At 58.8% G+C, this 16995-nt stretch carries 14 protein-coding genes, 1 tRNA gene and 1 pseudogene; 9 read left to right on the top strand and 7 right to left on the bottom strand.

Annotation, left to right across the window (positions count from 1 at the left end; translation table 11 throughout):
* The first annotated feature begins 327 nt into the window (after positions 1-327).
* The 4 genes from proC to DWV57_RS06265 all read left to right on the top strand — a co-directional run bounded on the left by proC (position 328) and on the right by DWV57_RS06265 (position 4062).
* Positions 328-1134, top strand: coding sequence for a pyrroline-5-carboxylate reductase (proC, locus tag DWV57_RS06250; protein ID WP_120020281.1), 807 nt, complete (start codon positions 328-330; stop codon positions 1132-1134).
* 7 nt (positions 1135-1141) lie between these two features.
* Positions 1142-1918: a glutamate 5-kinase gene (gene proB / locus DWV57_RS06255; protein WP_097775355.1), complete on the top strand. Its 777-nt coding sequence runs from the start codon at positions 1142-1144 to the stop codon at positions 1916-1918.
* A gap of 4 nt (positions 1919-1922) precedes the next feature.
* Positions 1923-3185, top strand: coding sequence for a glutamate-5-semialdehyde dehydrogenase (locus DWV57_RS06260; RefSeq protein ID WP_120020282.1), 1263 nt, complete (start codon positions 1923-1925; stop codon positions 3183-3185).
* Between the two features lie 436 nt (positions 3186-3621).
* Positions 3622-4062 (top strand): methylglyoxal synthase, encoded by a 441-nt coding sequence (locus DWV57_RS06265; protein WP_097777603.1) that lies wholly within the window; start codon positions 3622-3624, stop codon positions 4060-4062.
* Between the two features lie 78 nt (positions 4063-4140).
* On the opposite strand, the pseudogene DWV57_RS06270 reads toward DWV57_RS06265, so the two are convergent.
* The 4 genes and pseudogenes from DWV57_RS06270 to murD all read right to left on the bottom strand — a co-directional run.
* A pseudogene (locus DWV57_RS06270) lies at positions 4141-4413 on the bottom strand (aminotransferase); the annotation flags it as partial.
* A gap of 29 nt (positions 4414-4442) precedes the next feature.
* Positions 4443-5705, bottom strand: coding sequence for a methionine gamma-lyase family protein (locus DWV57_RS06275; RefSeq protein WP_120020283.1), 1263 nt, complete (start codon positions 5703-5705; stop codon positions 4443-4445).
* A 194-nt stretch (positions 5706-5899) separates the two neighbouring features.
* Complete coding sequence (locus DWV57_RS06280; protein ID WP_120020284.1) at positions 5900-6673, bottom strand: GNAT family N-acetyltransferase; 774 nt, start codon at positions 6671-6673, stop codon at positions 5900-5902.
* On the bottom strand, positions 6670-8073 hold the full coding sequence (murD, locus tag DWV57_RS06285; RefSeq protein ID WP_005945808.1) for a UDP-N-acetylmuramoyl-L-alanine--D-glutamate ligase: 1404 nt from the start codon (positions 8071-8073) through the stop codon (positions 6670-6672). Before murD ends, DWV57_RS06280 begins: the two co-directional genes overlap by 4 nt.
* A gap of 255 nt (positions 8074-8328) precedes the next feature.
* Between murD and DWV57_RS06290 the strand changes: the two genes are divergently transcribed.
* From DWV57_RS06290 to DWV57_RS06310, 5 genes are all read left to right on the top strand, one after another.
* Positions 8329-9900, top strand: coding sequence for a peptide ABC transporter substrate-binding protein (locus DWV57_RS06290; RefSeq protein ID WP_120020285.1), 1572 nt, complete (start codon positions 8329-8331; stop codon positions 9898-9900).
* Between the two features lie 55 nt (positions 9901-9955).
* A tRNA-Gly gene (locus DWV57_RS06295) sits at positions 9956-10031 on the top strand.
* A gap of 81 nt (positions 10032-10112) precedes the next feature.
* Complete coding sequence (locus DWV57_RS06300; protein WP_118526057.1) at positions 10113-10490, top strand: hypothetical protein; 378 nt, start codon at positions 10113-10115, stop codon at positions 10488-10490.
* Positions 10491-10493: 3 nt separating this feature from the next.
* Complete coding sequence (locus DWV57_RS06305) at positions 10494-11408, top strand: DnaD domain protein (RefSeq protein ID WP_097777598.1); 915 nt, start codon at positions 10494-10496, stop codon at positions 11406-11408.
* Between the two features lie 9 nt (positions 11409-11417).
* On the top strand, positions 11418-12395 hold the full coding sequence (locus DWV57_RS06310) for an ATP-binding protein (protein ID WP_120020286.1): 978 nt from the start codon (positions 11418-11420) through the stop codon (positions 12393-12395).
* A gap of 38 nt (positions 12396-12433) precedes the next feature.
* Here DWV57_RS06310 and DWV57_RS06315 read toward each other — a convergent pair whose 3' ends face one another.
* The 3 genes from DWV57_RS06315 to DWV57_RS06325 form a co-directional block, all read right to left on the bottom strand.
* A complete protein-coding gene (locus DWV57_RS06315) occupies positions 12434-13222 on the bottom strand; it encodes an MBL fold metallo-hydrolase (RefSeq protein ID WP_120020287.1) in 789 nt (262 codons plus the stop codon).
* Positions 13223-13288: 66 nt separating this feature from the next.
* On the bottom strand, positions 13289-14572 hold the full coding sequence (locus DWV57_RS06320) for a UDP-N-acetylglucosamine 1-carboxyvinyltransferase (protein ID WP_242959267.1): 1284 nt from the start codon (positions 14570-14572) through the stop codon (positions 13289-13291).
* A 269-nt stretch (positions 14573-14841) separates the two neighbouring features.
* Positions 14842-16860, bottom strand: a complete 2019-nt coding sequence (locus DWV57_RS06325; RefSeq protein ID WP_120020288.1) for a fructose-1,6-bisphosphatase — start codon at positions 16858-16860, stop codon at positions 14842-14844.
* Positions 16861-16995 lie beyond the last annotated feature (135 nt).

Here is a 16995-nt window from a genome sequence, read left to right on the forward strand (position 1 = left end):
CTTTCCCGACCGTAGAAATTTTTCCCGCTGCGTACGGCGATTGGCAGCTTCGTACATTATAATACCGCAAAAGCCATCCCGATTGCAAGCATTGATTCTGTCCATTTTGTAAACAAAGAACGACTTCCTGCGTTTTCACTCCGGCAGTTTCTCGTTTCAAAAGCCGTTTCTCAGCCCCCCAAACCCCTTCCGGCGGTGCGCAATGCCTGCAAAAGCGGCTTCTTCCGGCAAAAAAGCGGAAAAGGCCCTTGATTTTATATTCCTCTACGCTTAGAATGGGAGCAGACGGCTGTGATTGAAGTGCCGTTTTGAGGGAGGGTACAAACTATGATGGATACCATTGGTTTTCTGGGCTGCGGCAACATGGGTGGAGCCATCGCCCGTGCCGTTTGCAAAGCTGTTGACCCTAAGAAAGTTTTTCTGGCAAACCGCACTGTGGCCAAGGCACAGGCACTGGCCAAAGAACTGGGCTGCAAAACAGCCACCAATGCCGAGGTGGCCGGTGACTGCGACCTGATCTTTCTGGCGGTAAAGCCCCAGATGATGGAAGCTCTGCTCCAGCCGCTCAAGTTCACCTTTGACGAGCGCCCCAGCCGTTTTGTGCTGTGCAGCATGGCGGCGGGCCTTTCGATCGCCCGCATTCAGGAGATGGCCGGTGAGGACTTTCCTGTGATCCGCATCATGCCCAACACCCCGGCTTCTGTGGGCGAGGGTATGATCCAGTACTGTTCCAGCAATGTCACCGCTGAGGAAGAAGAAGCCTTCCTCAGGATCATGGCTCCTGCGGGCCGTCTGGACGCCGTGCCGGAAAGTCTGATCGATGCCGCCAGCTGCGTTTCCGGCTGCGGCCCGGCATGGGTGTACCAGTTTATTGAGGCTCTGGCCGACGGCGGCGTGGCCTGCGGCCTGCCCCGCGCCAAAGCGCAGGAATATGCCGCGCAGATGGTTCTGGGCAGCGCAAAGCTGGTGCTGGAAAGCGGAAAGCATCCCGGCGAACTCAAGGATGCTGTGTGCAGCCCCGGCGGCAGCACCATTCAGGGCGTGCGCGTGCTGGAAGAGCACGGCCTGCGCGGTGCGGTGATGGATGCCGTGATCGCCTCGTACAATAAGACAAAGGAAATGGGAAAGGGTTAAGGATATCATGCGCATCGTTGTAAAAGTAGGCACTTCTACTCTGGCATACGCCACCGGACGGCTGAACATCCGCCACACGGAACAGCTGGTCAAGGTGCTCAGCGACCTGAAAAACGAGGGCCATGAGGTCATTCTGGTGTCCTCCGGTGCCATTGGCATGGGCGTGGGCAAGCTCTCACTGCCAACCCGCCCAAAGGACACCACCACCAAGCAGGCCTGCGCCGCTGTGGGCCAGTGTGAGCTGATGTACACCTACGACCGGCTGTTCAACGCCTACAATCACACCGTGGCGCAGATCCTGCTCACCGGCGTGGACGTGGAGCACACCGAACGCCGCGTGAACTTTCAGAACACCCTGTCCCGCCTGCTGGAGCTGGGTGCCCTGCCCATCATCAACGAAAACGACACCGTTGCCACCGATGAGATCACCTCCATTGGCGACAACGACACGCTGGCGGCCATCGTGGCCTGCTGCGCCAAGGCTGACATGTTGGTGCTGCTGAGTGACATCGACGGCCTGTACACCGCCAATCCCCACACCCACACGGATGCAAAGCTCATCCCGCTGGTGGAGGAGATCACCCCCGAGGTGATGGCTCTGGCCGATGGTGCCGGTTCGGCCCTTGGCACCGGCGGCATGGCCACCAAACTGCGCGCTGCCCGCATGGTAACGGGCAGCGGTGCCGATATGGTCATTGCCAACGGCGCACACCCGGAGCTTTTGTACGACATTGCCGCAGGCAGATCCGCAGGCACCCGCTTTGCGGCCCGCAAGGAGGACTGAACACATGACCACACAGGAAATTCTGGAAGCCGCCCGCAGCGCCAAAAGTGCCCTTGCGCTGGCCGATAACACCGCCCGCAACGCGGCCCTGCTGGGCATGGCGGACGCTTTATGCGATGCGCAGAACCAGTCTGCCATCCTTGCCGCCAACGCCGAGGACATGGCTGCTGCCAAAGGGCACATCAGCGATGTGATGCTGGATCGTCTGGCCCTGACCGTTCCGCGCATCGAAGCCATGGCGCAGGGCATCCGCGAGGTTGCCGCTCTGCCCGACCCGGTGGGCCGGGTGCTGAACCGGGTGGAGCGCCCCAACGGCCTCGTCATTGAAAAGACGGCTGTGCCCATGGGCGTAATCGCCATTATCTACGAGAGCCGCCCCAATGTGACCAGCGATGCCGCTGCCCTTGCCATCAAAAGCGGCAACGCCTGCATCCTGCGCTGCGGCAAGGAGGCCTGGCGCAGTGCCAACGCCATCGTCACCGTTCTGCGGCAGGGCCTGAAAAAGGCCGGTCTGCCCGAGACTTCGGTCTGCCTGATCGAGGACACCACACACGCTTCTGCCAATGCTCTGATGACCGCTGTAGGCTATGTGGATCTGCTGATCCCGCGCGGCGGTGCCGGGCTGATCCGTGCCTGCGTTCAGAACGCCAAGGTCCCCTGCATCCAGACCGGCACCGGCATCTGCCATGTGTACGTAGACGACACCGCCGATCTGGACAAAGCTCTGGACATCATCGAGAACGCAAAAGCCAGCCGCCCCAGCGTGTGCAACGCCGAGGAGGTGTGCCTTGTGCACTCTGCCATTGCCGGGCAGTTCCTGCCCCGTCTGGCCCAGCGCCTTGGCCCGGACCGCGCGGCAAAGGGCCTGCACCCGGTGGAGCTGCGGCTGGATAAGCGCGCAGCCGCCATCATCTCCGGCACCCCTGCCGGAGAAAAGGACTTTGACACCGAATTTCTGGACTACATCCTCGCGGTCAAGGTCGTGGACAGCGTGGAGGAGGCCATCGGGCATATTGCTGAGCACTCCACCGGCCACAGCGAGGCCATCCTGACCCAGACACAGGCCCATGCCGACCTGTTCACTGCCGCAGTGGACAGCGCCGCCGTGTATGTGAACTGTTCCACCCGCTTTACGGATGGCGGTGAATTCGGCCTTGGGTGCGAAATGGGCATTTCCACCCAGAAACTCCACGCCCGTGGCCCCATGGGACTGGCCGAGCTGTGCAGCTACAAGTATATCATCCACGGCAATGGTCAGATTCGCTAAAGCCCGCTGAACCCACCTTTCCAGTGCGGAAATCGGGAGTGAGCGTTTTCTCCATAATATTCATAATTTAGAAACGAAACTGAAAAGCTTTTTCCGAAACAGGCTGGTGCGATTTGCGCCAGCCTGTTTTTTTGTTTTATTCCCATGGAATGTTCTTTCAATAAAGACAAAAAGCTGAATTATGTTTTCAATCTGCCTTTCCTATTCGCTCACTGATATAGATGATTGTATCCCAGTTTTCTCCAATTCTTACAAAGCAATAATCTCACTTTCTCTATTTTATCTGGTAAAAAGTATAAAAAACTCTTGACAAGCACGGTTTTGTTGCGGTAAAACTATATTGGAAATTTTGATAACGATTTCACGGTGTTTCATTTTCCGTCTATGAATTGTTCACCGTATACAGTACTATACTGACAGCAAAGGAGAGAGTACTATGACGATTGCCATTCTTGCACACGATTCCCGCAAAGAGCTTGCACTGCAGTTCTGCACTGCTTACAGCGCCATTTTGTCCAAAAACACAATCATCGCTACCGGTACCACCGGACGGATGCTGGCGCAGACTACCGGCCTGCCCGTGCACTGTTATCTCTCCGGGCGCTTGGGCGGTGTGCAGCAGATCACTTCCCGCATTGCGTGCAACGAAGTGGATCTGGTGTTGTTCTTCCGTGACCCGCTGAAAGCGGATGCCGCCAGCATCACCGAGCAGAATCTGCTCCGCCTGTGCGATATGCACAGCGTACCCATTGCCACCAACATTGCCACCGCCGAGGTCTTGCTGCGCGGTATGGATCAGGGCGACCTGGACTACCGCGAGGGGATGCATCCCGCTCTTGTGGAGCCAATGCCCACCGTGCAGCGCCACGCCGTGTGATGAATCGTGTATAGAGTATCGGGAAAGAGACAACGCCGCAGGAAACTTCCTGCGGCGTTGTTGTTTTTTGTTTTGCTTTTATTTCAGGAATGCCTGCAGCTTTTCCAGCCGGCGGACGGCTTCGTCCAGCACATCGGTGCCGCGGGCAAAGTGCATCCGGATCAGATGGTTCACCGGCTCCCGGAAGAAGCTGGAGCCAGGCACAGCGGACACGCCCACTTCCCGGATCATCCACTCACAGAACTGCAGGTCGGTCCAGCCCTTGAACTGGGGCAGCGCCAGAAAATCGGAAATATCGATCATCACAAAATAGGTACCCTGCGGAACATTGTGCTTCAGCCCCACACGGTCACTTAGAACAGGCATGCGCTCTCCCCTTTTCAGTCCTTGAAATAAGCCTTCTGGATGGCCAGCAGCACGCCTGCACGGCTGGCAGCAAAGTTCAGACCGCCCTGCAGGTAGCAGGTGTACGGCTCACGCAGCGGGCCGTCGCAGGAAAGCTCGATGGTGCTGCCCTGTGTAAAGCTGCCGCTTGCCATGACCACCTCGTCGGTATAGCCCGGCTCCGGAGAAGGTTCCGGGGCGGCATAGCTGTCCACGGGGCTTGCAGCCTGAATGCCCTGACAGAAGCCGATGAGCGCATCCGCAGTGCCTGCATCAAAGCAGGTGACGATGTCGTTATGGTCGTCGCAGTAGCGCGGCACTGGATTTTTGCCCAGCAGCTCCAGCATACACTGGGCGTAAATGGCGGTCTTGATGGCCTCGCACACCACGCCAGGCGCATAGTAGAAGCCCAGATACATATCACGGGGCGTTTCCAGCGTGCAGCCCAGATCCTTGCCGAGACCGGGCGCATTCAGGCGGTAAGCGCACAGCTCCACAAGGTCTTTGCGGCCCGCAATGTAGCCGCCGGTGGGAGCGATGCCGCCGCCGGGGTTCTTGATCAGGCTGCCCACCACAAGGTCTGCGCCCATCTGACAGGGTTCCTGCGTCTGGGTGAACTCGCCGTAGCAGTTATCCACAAAAATAATGATGTCCGGGTTTGCGGCGCGGGCGGTATCCGCAATTTTTCGGATCGTTTCCAGATCAAAGGCATTGCGCTGCAGATAGCCGCGGCTGCGCTGGATGTGGCACACCTTTGCACCGGGGGCCTTTTGGGCGATCAGGTCATAATTCGGGGTGAAGTCGGCTTTCAGCGGAGCTTCATCGTACCGGATGCCGTAATCCATCAGGGTGCCGGTGCCCCTGCCCTTGCCGTCCAGACCGATCACGCCTTCCAGCGTATCGTAGGGGCGGCCGGTGGCAGCCAGCAGGATATCCCCTGCCCGCAGCAGGCCGAACAGCGCCACAGCCAGCGTGTGGGTGCCGCTCTGGAACTGACTGCGCACGAGAGCATCCTCTGCGCCCATCACCTCGGCAAAGATCTGCTCCAGCTTTGCGCGGCCGGTATCCCACAGGCCGTAGCCGGTGGTGCCCAGCATATCGGTGGAGGACATCTGGGTATCCGCAAAGGCTTTCAGCATTTTGAGCTGGTTAAAATCGCGGATCTCCTCCATATGGCGGAAGTAGGGCTGGCACAGCTCCATAGCCTTTTCGTCCAGCGCCAGAACTTCGGGTTTGTAATTGAAAAAGTGGTTCAGCATTGACATTATAACGGTTCCTTAATTTTATAGATTTTATAGAGCGCAGGCTTTCTGTCGGAATGACTCCTTCAGCCGCACTTCGTGCGCCAGCTCCCTCAGGGAGGGAGCTCCTGACGAAACCAGAACGTTTCACTTATGCAGAAAGCTTTTCCGTCCTGCCAAAGGCTCCCTCATTGAGGGAGCTGGCAAAACCGTCAGGTTTTGACTGAAGGAGTTTGTTCATATCTTGCATATTCCCCCAGCTTTTCAAAGCCAAGCCGGGTATAAAAGTGCACCCGCTCCGGGCTGCAGAGAAACACCGGGTGCTCCCCCTTGGCGGCAAGCTCGTTCGCCATCTGCACAATGAGCCGCCCGCCGATGCCCTTGCCCCGCAAAGGCCGGGCTGTCTGCCCGCAGGCCATGTAGGCCTGCCTGTTCGCAAGGGCATAGGCCCCTACCGTGCAGATCGTTTCACTTCCCTGCCGCAGCGCCCACACAAGGGCTTTGCCGCGGGTGCGCTTTGTGCAAAGTTCGGAGTAAAAGTCCTCCTGCTTTGCCGTATCCGCCGGGTAGAGCGCCCGTGCCACATCCATGGCAGAGGGTTCTCTGTCAAGGGTCAGTCCGGCCCAGAGAGTCTCGTCTGCAGCGGGCAGCGGCAGAGCCTTGCCGGGTGCAAGGCCGAATACAGTCAGCGTTTCAGCTTTGCACCACCCGGCAGGCGGTGGGCATTCGTTTTCGTCTAAAATGATGCTCTCACACCCGCAGAAAGCCAGAAAGCTGGCCAGCTCTTCCGGGTTTGCGTGCCCTGCTGCCCATGCGGTGCTGCCGCTGAGTTCCAGCGCCAGTGTAGGCCCTGCATAGAATCGCCACGGCTGGCTTTTGCTAAAAAGGGCAAGATCCAGCGGCAGGGTCGCCCCCAGCACCCATTTCCCCCGGCAGGCATTTAAAAAGCGGGCGCGGTGGGCTTTTGTGCTGACCTGCGCGATCACTTCAGCTCGTTGACGATCTTCTTGAACTCGCGGCCGCGCACCTCAAAGTTGGGGTACAGGTCAAACGATGCGCTGGCCGGGGACAGGATGATGATGTCACCGGGCTTTGCGCAGGCACGGGCCAGCTCCACAGCGTGCTGCATGTTGTCGGCGTGCTGGATGGGCAGCTCTGCTTCGTTGAAGTTCGGGTCCTCGCGCACAGCCTTTTCGATGCGGGGGCCGGTGGCACCCATCAGCACAAGGTTCTTCACGTGGGCCACCACTTCCGGTGCCAGCGGCTCATAGGGAATGTGCTTGTCGTAGCCGCCAGCGATCAGAATGACCTTCTGGTTAAAGCTGCGCAGACCGGCAATGGTGCGCGTCGGGCTGGTGCCGATGGAGTCGTTGTAGTACAGCACGCCGTCCAGCGTGCGCACCGGCTCAATGCGGTGCTCCACACCGGTAAAGGTGCTGCCCACCTTCTGGATGGCTTCCACGGGCACCTCGCCCCACACGGCAGCGGCAGCAGCCAGCAGGTTTTCAATGTTGTGCAGGCCGCGCAGCTTCACATCTTTCTGGGCCAGGAAGGGGGTCACAACGCCATCCTCGGCCATGCAGAGCATGTTGTCCTCCTTGCGCAGGAAGGCACCGTTGTCGGTATCGTGCAGGCGGGTGAACCACACCTGCTTGCCCTTGCAGTCGGACTGCATGGAACGGCTGATCTCGTTCTCATAGCCCAGCACAGCGCGGCAGGGCTGCTTCTGGTACAGCAGGATGTTGCGCTTGGCATCAATGTACTCCTGCATGTCCTTGTGGTGGTCCAGATGGTTGGGGGTAACATTGGTCACCACGGCAATGTTGGGGCTGGAATGCATGCTGATGAGCTGGAAGCTGGAAAGCTCCACCACAGCCACATCCTCGGGAGCCACCTCGGGCAGCATGGGCAGCAGAGCTGCGCCGATGTTGCCGCCCAGATGCACCTTGCGGCCTGCGGCCTCGTAGAACTTGGAGATCAGGGTGGTGGTGGTGGTCTTGCCGTCGGAGCCGGTCACGGCTACGATCTCGCAGGGGCAGAAGTCGAAGAACAGCTCCACCTCACTGGTGACCATGGTGCCTGCGGCCATGGCATCCTGCAGGGGCTTTTCAAAGTAGCCCACAAAGCCCGGGGTGCGCATGATGATATCCTGACCCTTGAAGCCATCCAGATAGTTTTCGCCCAGACTCAGGTCGATGCCCAGCTCCTTGATGGTGGCAGCGTAATCGCCAAAGTCCTCCACGCTCTTTTTCTGGTCGCACAGGGTCACATGGGCACCCAGCTCCACAAACTCCTTGATCAGGGTCTTGTGGCTGACACCGGCACCAATGAAGGCCACTTTTTTGCCTTTGATGAGTTCAATCAGTTTCTGCTGATCCTTCTGCATAAAAACAGTTCCTCCTCCATAATATCGTATTCAGAACGCACCTCAAAACGGGTGCAGAGATGTTTCGCTGTACCATTATAGTCCATTTAGTCGCAATTGGCAACGGAAAAACGCCCTTTTTGCCCCAAAAAGCAAGGTAAATTCACAATTCTGCAATTGTATTTTGCCGCTGTTTCTGCTACACTTGTCGAAGTAGAGTGCTTTTTGTATACAAGAAGCCTTTTTTCGCAAATACCATAGAATGAGGTCATCCCCTTGAAACAGTTCTTCCGTATTACCGCAGCAGTGCTTGCTGCTGCGTTCCTGCTTGCGCTCACCGGCTGCGGCAGCAGTTCCAGTGCGCCAAGCTTTACATGGTTCGTGGATACCATTCCCGCAAACCTCGACCCGCAGGTGGCTTCTGCTGTCCCGGACGTGATCGCCTGCGAGAACCTTTACAGCGGGCTTGTCCGCAAAAAAGCGGATGGCGAGATCGTGCCCGATCTGTCCGAGAGCTGGACGATCTCCTCCGATGGCAAGACCTACACCTTCCAGATCAAGGACGGCCTGACCTACAAGGCCGTCAAGGGCGCTTCCACGGATCACACCATCACTGCCGAGGACTTTGTGTTTGCATTCCGGCGCATATTCCAGCCGCAGACAAATTCCCCTTATGCCGTGGAGTTTGCCGCCCTTGAGAACAGTGCTGCCGTGCTGGCTGGCACAGCCGATGCCAGCACGCTGGGCGTTTCGGCCGCCGGCCCGCTGACGCTGGTGTTCCGCCTGAGTGAAAAGGACGACAACTTCCTTGCCAAGCTCACCCTGCCCGGTGCCATGCCCTGCGATGAAGCATTTTTTGAGAGCACCCGCGGCACCTACGGCCTGACCGCCAAGACCACCCTTTCCAGCGGCAGCTTCTATCTTTACAACTGGACGGCCAGCGGCCTGTTCCTGCGCCGGGATGTCTCCTCCCCCATGATCGGCAGTCTGCGTCTGGTGCAGAACACCGGCAGCACCGGCAAGAGCGCCGCCCAGCTCATTGCAGACGAAAAATGCTCCGCCGCGCTGGACGACACCGGCGAGGATACCTCGCTGCAGTCGGTGGCTTACTCCGACACCACCTGGGCACTGCTGTTCAACAGCGCCGAAGGTTCTGTGTTTTCCGATCAGGAACTGCGGCAGGCGCTTGCCGGCATCGCCCGGGAGAATGTGGATGTGCCCTCTTCCGGTCTGTACACCGCTGCCGAGGGTCTTGTGCCCACCGGCCTTTCCGTAGACGGCATCGATTACCGCAAGTCTGCCAGAAACCCGCTGCCCACCATCACCGACCCCCGTACATTGTACCTGAATGCACGGCAGGGCATGGCCAGCTCGGATTTTTCCGGCGTGACCATCCTGCTGCCGAAGGAAGCCGGCCTGACCGAACTGGCCGAACAGATCAACGGCGCATGGCAGAAGGACTGCTCCCTTTTCTTCTCAGTGGAAGAGGTTCCGCAGGAGGAGTTCGACAAACGCCTTGCAGCGGGCAGCTACACCATTGCGCTGGCTCCCATCCGCGCCGAAGGCGGCAGCGTATACCAGATGCTGCAGCAGTTCACGGCCGAGGGCGGCGGCCTGACCGGCTGGTCCGACCCCATCTACTCTCAGCGTCTGGCCGAGAGTGCCCAGCAGACCGGCAGCGCCCGCTGTGCCCTGCTGGCCGATTGTGAGCGCCAGCTGCTGGAAGGCTGCGCCGTGGTGCCGCTGCTGGGCCAGAACAGGCGTCTGCTGGTGGCGGACGGCATCACCGGCCTTGTGTTCGACCCCTTCACGCCGGTGCTGGACCTGACCGATGCCCAGAAAAACTGACATTCTCCGGCCCTTGACAATCCCGTCCCTCTTTGCTACAATAAATGAGCAACTTGCAGGGTTAGCTCATCCGGTAGAGCGGCTGCTTCCCAAGCAGCAGGCGGCGGGTTCGGGTCCCGTACCCTGCTCCAAAAACAAACGGCAAACCGTGGAATATCGGTTTGCCGTTTTTGCTTACAGCCGCTCCCTGCAAAATACGAAAGGACTCTGCCATGATCTTTGTTCCCCTGCTGCATTACTTCAAATGCAAAAATTCCTACAGCGGCAACGAATACGGCCTGCGATACCGGATGATCCCCGGCAAGCGCACCGTGCCGGACCCGGACGGCGGCGAGGGTGCCGTAAAGGAGGAAAGCATCCTCACCGTGGACTACTGGCCGGACCCCTGGACCATTGAAAAGACCGACCCTGCCCTGCGGGTGCAGAAGGTGTTTCCGCTCACCGACGAGGGCCGGGAGGCCACAGCCGCTTTTTTGCAGGACGCGTTCAATGCCGATCCTGACCGCTGGAAAAACTGCCCCAGCATGATGGACAGCGACCCGTGGGAGCCGCCTGCCGCCGAAGCCGAGCCGGACAAGCCGAAGGAATAAAACATGATCTATCGTTTAAAAGAACTCAAGGGCGATACCATTGCAGTGCCGCAGCTGGTGTTTTCCAAACTGGGCATCGCCGAAGAATACAATGTGCGCGTGGCTCTGTATGTGCTGGCGACCGGCATCACCGACCCGGACAAGATCTGTGCCGACCTCAAGTTGCGCAGCCGCATCAGCGCCGAGAGCGCCCTCTCCTTCTGGGCAGGCGCTGGCCTGCTGGAGCGGTACGAAGAGAACGCTGCACCGGGCGAGGAACCCAGCGCCCCCGCACCCATGACCTGGGCCGAGATCGCTGCGGCCAGCCGCACCGACCCCATGATCTCCAGCCTGATCGACTGCGCACAGACCGGCTTTGCCCGTCCGCTGACCCACAGGGAGATGGAAAAGCTGGTCAACCTTTATATGCAGGAGGGCTTTGCGCCGGAGACCGTGATGCTGTGCACCGCCTACGTTGCCAGCACCGGCCGCAGCACCATGGCCGCCGTAGTGCATGAGCTGAAGGTGTGGCGCACCGAGGGCGTGGAGACCGGTGAGCAGGCCGATGCCCACCTCAAACTGCTGGCACTGCGCCAGAGCCGCGAGCAGTATGTCAGCGGCCTTCTGAACATCCCGGAAAGCGAGCTGACCCTTGGCGGGCGCAAGGCCATTGCACGCTGGTACGAGGTTTACGGCTACGACGATGCCATGGTGCAGGAAGCTGCCGTGCAGGCCGGGGCCAAGCGCGACCTGTGGTACTGGAACAGTATCCTCAAAACATGGAACGCCAAGGGCCTGCGCACCGTGCACGATGTGCGCAGCCCGGTGGCCATTGCGGGTGCCAGCCGAAACCTCCGGGTAGACCGCGAAGCCCCCAGCGGCAACGATTTTCTCAAGAACGCTGCCCGCCGCCGTCCGTTGAAAAAGAAGCCGGAATAAGGAGGAGCCATGCGTACCAAAAACGAACTGTATCAGGAAGCCATGCGCACCGTGGCCGCCCGGCGGCAGGTGGCCAGAGCCAGAGCCGAGGATGCCCGCGCCGAAGCCGAAGCCGCCATTCCCGCCCTGCGCCATGCAGAAGAAGAGGTGCGGGTGCGGGGCATCCGCTGCGCACTGGCCGGTGCTGCGGGCAAGGACCGCACCGAAGCTGCCGCCGCCCTTGCCGATGCAAAGCAGAAGCTGACCGCCCTGCTGGCACAAAGCGGACGGCCCGCTGATGCACTGGAGCCGCGCTTTGTCTGCCCCAAATGTCAGGACACCGGCAGCGTGAATGGCCGCACCTGTGAGTGCGTGCACAAGGTGATGCAGCAGCTGCGCCGCAAGGAGATCGAGGCGCTGTCCAGCCTGTCCATTGCAAGCTTTGACACCATGGAGCTGCGCTATTACCCGAACCGTGCCGATGAAAAGGTGGGCGGTTCCATCCGCCCTTACATGGCCGATATGCTGGCAGACCTACGCAGCTACGCGGAAGAGTTTGACCACCACAGCGAGAGCCTGATGCTGTTTGGCAATGCGGGCCTTGGCAAGACCCACGCAGCCCTTGCCATTGCGGGCATCGTGCTGGAAAAGGGCTACGATGTGATCTATGTTTCCAGCCCGGACTTTTTCTCCAAGCTGGAAGGGCTGCACTTTGGTGCAGACCCGGCAGGCGAGGAGGAAACGCTGATGCAGACCGCTGCCGGGGCCGATCTGCTCATTCTGGATGATCTTGGCTCGGAGTTCAACTCCGCCTTCCTCATCAGCAGTCTGTACAGTCTGCTCAACAACCGGCTGGGTGCAAAGCTGCCCACCATCGTCACCACCAACATCACTGACGGTGCTCTGCTGGAAAAGCTGTATACCGAAAAAATTTCCAGCCGCCTTTCTGCCTTTGTCCCCTGCCTTTTTGCAGGCGATGACATCCGTACACAGAAAGCAGCTGAATAAAACAAACGGCAATGCAAATGCATTGCCGTTTGTTTTATTTAAAACTCTAATACCGGACTCATTTCGTTGCGGCGCTGTGCCTGCACGATGCAGTCCTTCTCCGGCACAACGCCCGCCGCGCCCAGCGTGTTGAACACGGTCTGCAGGGCAAGCGCAGGCGTGTTGTTCTCCTGCGAAAGATGGCACAGCGCAAACTTTTTGCACCCTTCCTGAATGAGTTCCAGCAGTTTTGCCGAGCACTCGTCGTTGGAAAGGTGGCCCCGGGTGCTTTCAATGCGTGCCCGTAAGTAATAGGGGTATGGCCCGCTGCGCAGCATGTGCAGGTCGTAATTGCTCTCCAGTGCCACAAGGTCGCAGCCGGAAAGCGCCTCGTGCACCGGCGGCGTGAGCACGCCAAGGTCGGTTGCAATGGTCATGGTCTTGCCGTCCGGGGTGTGGATACGGTAGCCCACACAGGGCACATCGTGGCTGGTGGGAAAGCTCTGCACGCCAAACGCGCCCACGTCCTCTTCCCTGCCTTCCAGCTCGTGCAGCTCACAGCTGGCCGGTACGATGCCGTTGCTGTCCAGAAAATCCAGCGTTGCCGCTGCACCGTACACCGGCAGCGTGTTCTTTTTGAGGAAGGTGGAAAGCCCCTTCACATGGTCGCTGTGCTCGTGGGTGACAAGGATGCCGTCGCAGTCACTGACGGCAAGGCCCAGCGCCTTGAGCGCCGTCGAGGTAGTACGCACGCCCTTGCCCATATCCACAATGAGATACCGCTGCCCGCAGCGCACCACACTGCTGTTGCCGGAGGAACCCGAATATAACGAGATGAATTCTGCCATGAAAAACCTCTGATACACTCAAAAACAGCCCGCCGCATATGCAGCAGGCTGTTTGCTTTTTATAAGTTACAGTGCCTGATCCAGTGCAGCGGGCATACGCTCCACCTTGCTGATGTCTGCACCCAGACCGCGCAGCTTTTCCACGATATTCTCGTAGCCGCGCTCGATGTGGCCGATCTCCTCGATCTCACTGGTGCCATCTGCCATCAGGGCAGCCACCACCATGGCAGCGCCTGCACGCAGATCCAGTGCGCGCAGCGGTGCAGGGGTGAGCTTATCCACGCCCTCAAACACAGCCACCTGACCGTCCACCTGCACGTTGGCACCCATCTTGCGCAGCTCGTCCACATAGCGGAAGCGGTTGTCCCACACGCTCTCGGTCACGGTGCTGGTGCCCTTGGCCACGCTCAGCAGCACGCCCATCAGGGGCTGCATGTCGGTGGGAAAGCCGGGATGCGGCATCGTGTTGATCTTCAGCGGCAGAATATCGCCGGTGCGGCGCACACGCACAGCATCGTCAAATTCTTCCACCTCCACGCCTGCACGGCGCAGCTTTTCGGTAATGGGTTCCAGATGCTTGGGGGTGACGTTCTTCACCAGAACATCGCCGCCGGTGGCAGCAGCAGCCACCATGTAGCTGCCAGCCTCGATCTGATCCGGGATGATGCTGTAGGTGCAGCCGTGCATCTTTTCCACACCGCGCACCTTGATCACATCGGTGCCTGCGCCGCGGATGTTCGCACCGCACATATTCAGGAAGTTTGCCAGATCCACCACATGGGGTTCCTTGGCACAGTTTTCCAGAATGGTCTGACCCTTGGCCATTACAGCGGAGAGCATACCGTTCATGGTAGCGCCCACGCTGACCTTATCAAAGAAGATGTGTGCACCGTTCATCTCCTTGGCGCGCACGGTGATCATGCCGTAGTCCACGCTGTCCTCTGCGCCCAGAGCACTGAACACCTTCAGGTGCTGGTCAATGGGGCGGGGGCCGAGGTTGCAGCCGCCGGGCATGGCCACCTGAGCCTTGCCAAAACGGGACAGCAGTGCGCCCAGAAAGTAGTAGCTGGCGCGCATCTGGCGGGACAGGTCGTCCGGGACGTTGGTACCGTTCAGATGGGTGGTATCGATCTCGTAGGTGTTGCGGTTGATCATTTTGATCTGTGCGCCCAGAACGCTGAGGATCTTCAGGCTCACCGCCACATCACTGATATCCGGCAGATTCTCGATCACACAGACATCCGCTGCCAGAATGGTTGCAGGCAGGACGCCCACCGCCGCATTTTTGGCACCCGAAATGGTAACTTCGCCGTGCAGGGGCTTGCCGCCCGTAATAACAAATTTCTCCAATTTTATGATCTCCTTGTCGGAGGCCCGCAGCCGCAGGCCTGTTAAGGTTCCTGAAAGCATTTTCCATAAAAGCTGCCTGATGTGCATGGGCCATAAGGCCGTACACGTACAGCTATCTTATTATACACAACTTTCACAAAAAAGCAAAGCCCCGCTTGGTGTTGTTTTATTATTTTCTGTTTTGCCCATTTTCGCGCAGGATATTCCAAAATTTTGATTTCTTTTTCAGGTATTTTACAAAAACCAGATCCATTGCTGTTGCGCTTTCTTTACCAGATGTGGTCTTCGCACCGAGTCTCAGTGATCCAGCCCAGCTGATAGGCAGCCACCAGCTGCTTGAGGTCGTGCACACGCTCCCGCAGCACCTCGCCCTCGTCGGTGTCCTCCACGAGAATGCGATGATTTTCGGTTTCCAGAATGTTTTTCTGGGAAATGATATCCAGATTATCCTTCACCGCTTTCTCGGCACTTTCAAAGGGCTGATGGGTACGCAGGGACATGGTGCGGCTGGAATACACCAGCGTGTAGCCCGCAATGCCGGTCTTTTCGTGGTAGGCACGGCAGAAACCGCCGTCGATCACCACCAGCCGTCCGCCGCCCTTGATGGGGCTTTCGCCGTTCTTTTCCCGCACCGGCACGTGGCCGTTGACGATGTGGCTGGCACCGGGCAGGCCAAACTCGGCCAGAATGCGGCGGCAGACGGCCTCATCGTTATACCATGTATAATAGGGGTCCTTCACCTCGGTGTGGGTGGAAGCGTCCTCTACATAGAGCCGCTCGAAGGTGGTCATGGCACTGCGGCCAAACAGCGGCGAAAGCTTGCCGCACCACAGATACCACAAAAAATCCTGTCCGCTCTGGCGGGCAGCGCTGCCTTCCGGCGCATAGTAGCCTCGGCGGGCGCGGGCATCACAGTAGTCCATCAGTGCGCGGCCGGAGTAGCGGTGGCCCTCAAAGCGCTCCATGGCAAAGGTGCCGCGGCTGGTCATGGGCACAGCGCCATGGTAGAGCAGGTTGCCGTTCTCAATGTGGTACACGCTGCCCTTTGCATAGAGAAATTCCACATGCTGCTGCAGTTTTTCGCTCTGGCGGAAGGACTGCACCAGCTTGCGCAGCACCAGCTGTTCATCCGGGTGCAGTGTGGCCGGGTCGGCGGGGTCCACCGTGGGGAACGAGGTATCCCGCAGCGGATACTCCTTTTCGCCGATCTTTACCGTGTGCTTTTCCCAGTCGATGCGGCGCAGATAATCTCGCTCCTGCATCTGGAAGTCCGGGTTGCGGTCGATGACATGGCACTCCAGCTTGAACATCAGAATGCTGATGGCCTTGTGCATCACGGCACAGCGGTGCAGCATTCCCCTGGTGTAGGGGCCGCGGGCCGCATCGGTATGAGGCATCCAGATGGAAAGATCATCATTGCCGTAGAACTGCTCGGCCATGCGCTGCAGATGGCGCAGGTTGATGCCGTAGCAGTCCTCCAGCATTCCGTGGTTATGATAAGCCAGCGTGGTCTTGAGCACCGTGCAGATGCAGATGGGGCTGCCCGCAGCGGCACCCATCCATACTACATCGTGGTTGCCCCACTGGATATCCACATTGTGGTGGCGCATGAGCAGATCGAGGATGATATCCGGGCGTGGGCCGCGGTCGAACAGGTCGCCCACGATGTGCAGCTTGTCCACTGCCAGATGCTTGATCAGCTCGCACAGCCGCACGATAAAGCGGTCGGCGCGGCCATTTTCAATGATGCTGCCCACGATCTGGCCGTAGTACAGGTCCTTGTCGTGATCCTCAAAATGGGCGTGGAGCAGCTCGTCCAGAATGTAGCCGCAGCTGGCAGGCAGGCATCTGCGCACATGGTCGCGGGTATGCTTGGAGGACACCAGACGGCAGATATCAATGAGCCTCAGCAGCGTTTCGGTGTACCACTGATTCAGTGCTTCCTCGCTAGTACAGCGTGCCTTGAGCTGGGGCAGCTTTTCGTTGGGGTAATAGATCAGCGTTGCCAGCTCGGCGCGGGTATGCTTCGGCACGGTATCGCCCAGCACCTGATCCACTTTTTCGCGAATGACACCGGAGGCGGAATTCAGAATATGCACAAAAGCTTCATTCTCGCCGTGCAGGTCGCTCATGAAGTGCTCGGTACCCTTGGGCAGCTTGAGCAGTGCCTGCGTGCTGATGATCTCACTGGCTGCCGCCGCCTGCGAAGGATAATCCCGCGAGAGCAGGGTCAGGTACTTGAGATTATCGCGGATCTCATCGGTTTCGGTGCGCATGGTCTCCTCCATCACAACGTTCTCTCCGCCGCAGTCCGCCACACGGACCTTGCAAAGATGTTGCTTTCCATATGTATTATTTTTTCCTTATCTTATAGTATAGCACGTCCGGGGCGAAAAGTGGTATACTGGGGCTGACAAACTTTC

Source organism: Faecalibacterium sp. AF10-46, from assembly GCF_003604105.1.
Lineage (GTDB): Bacteria > Bacillota > Clostridia > Oscillospirales > Ruminococcaceae > Faecalibacterium > Faecalibacterium taiwanense.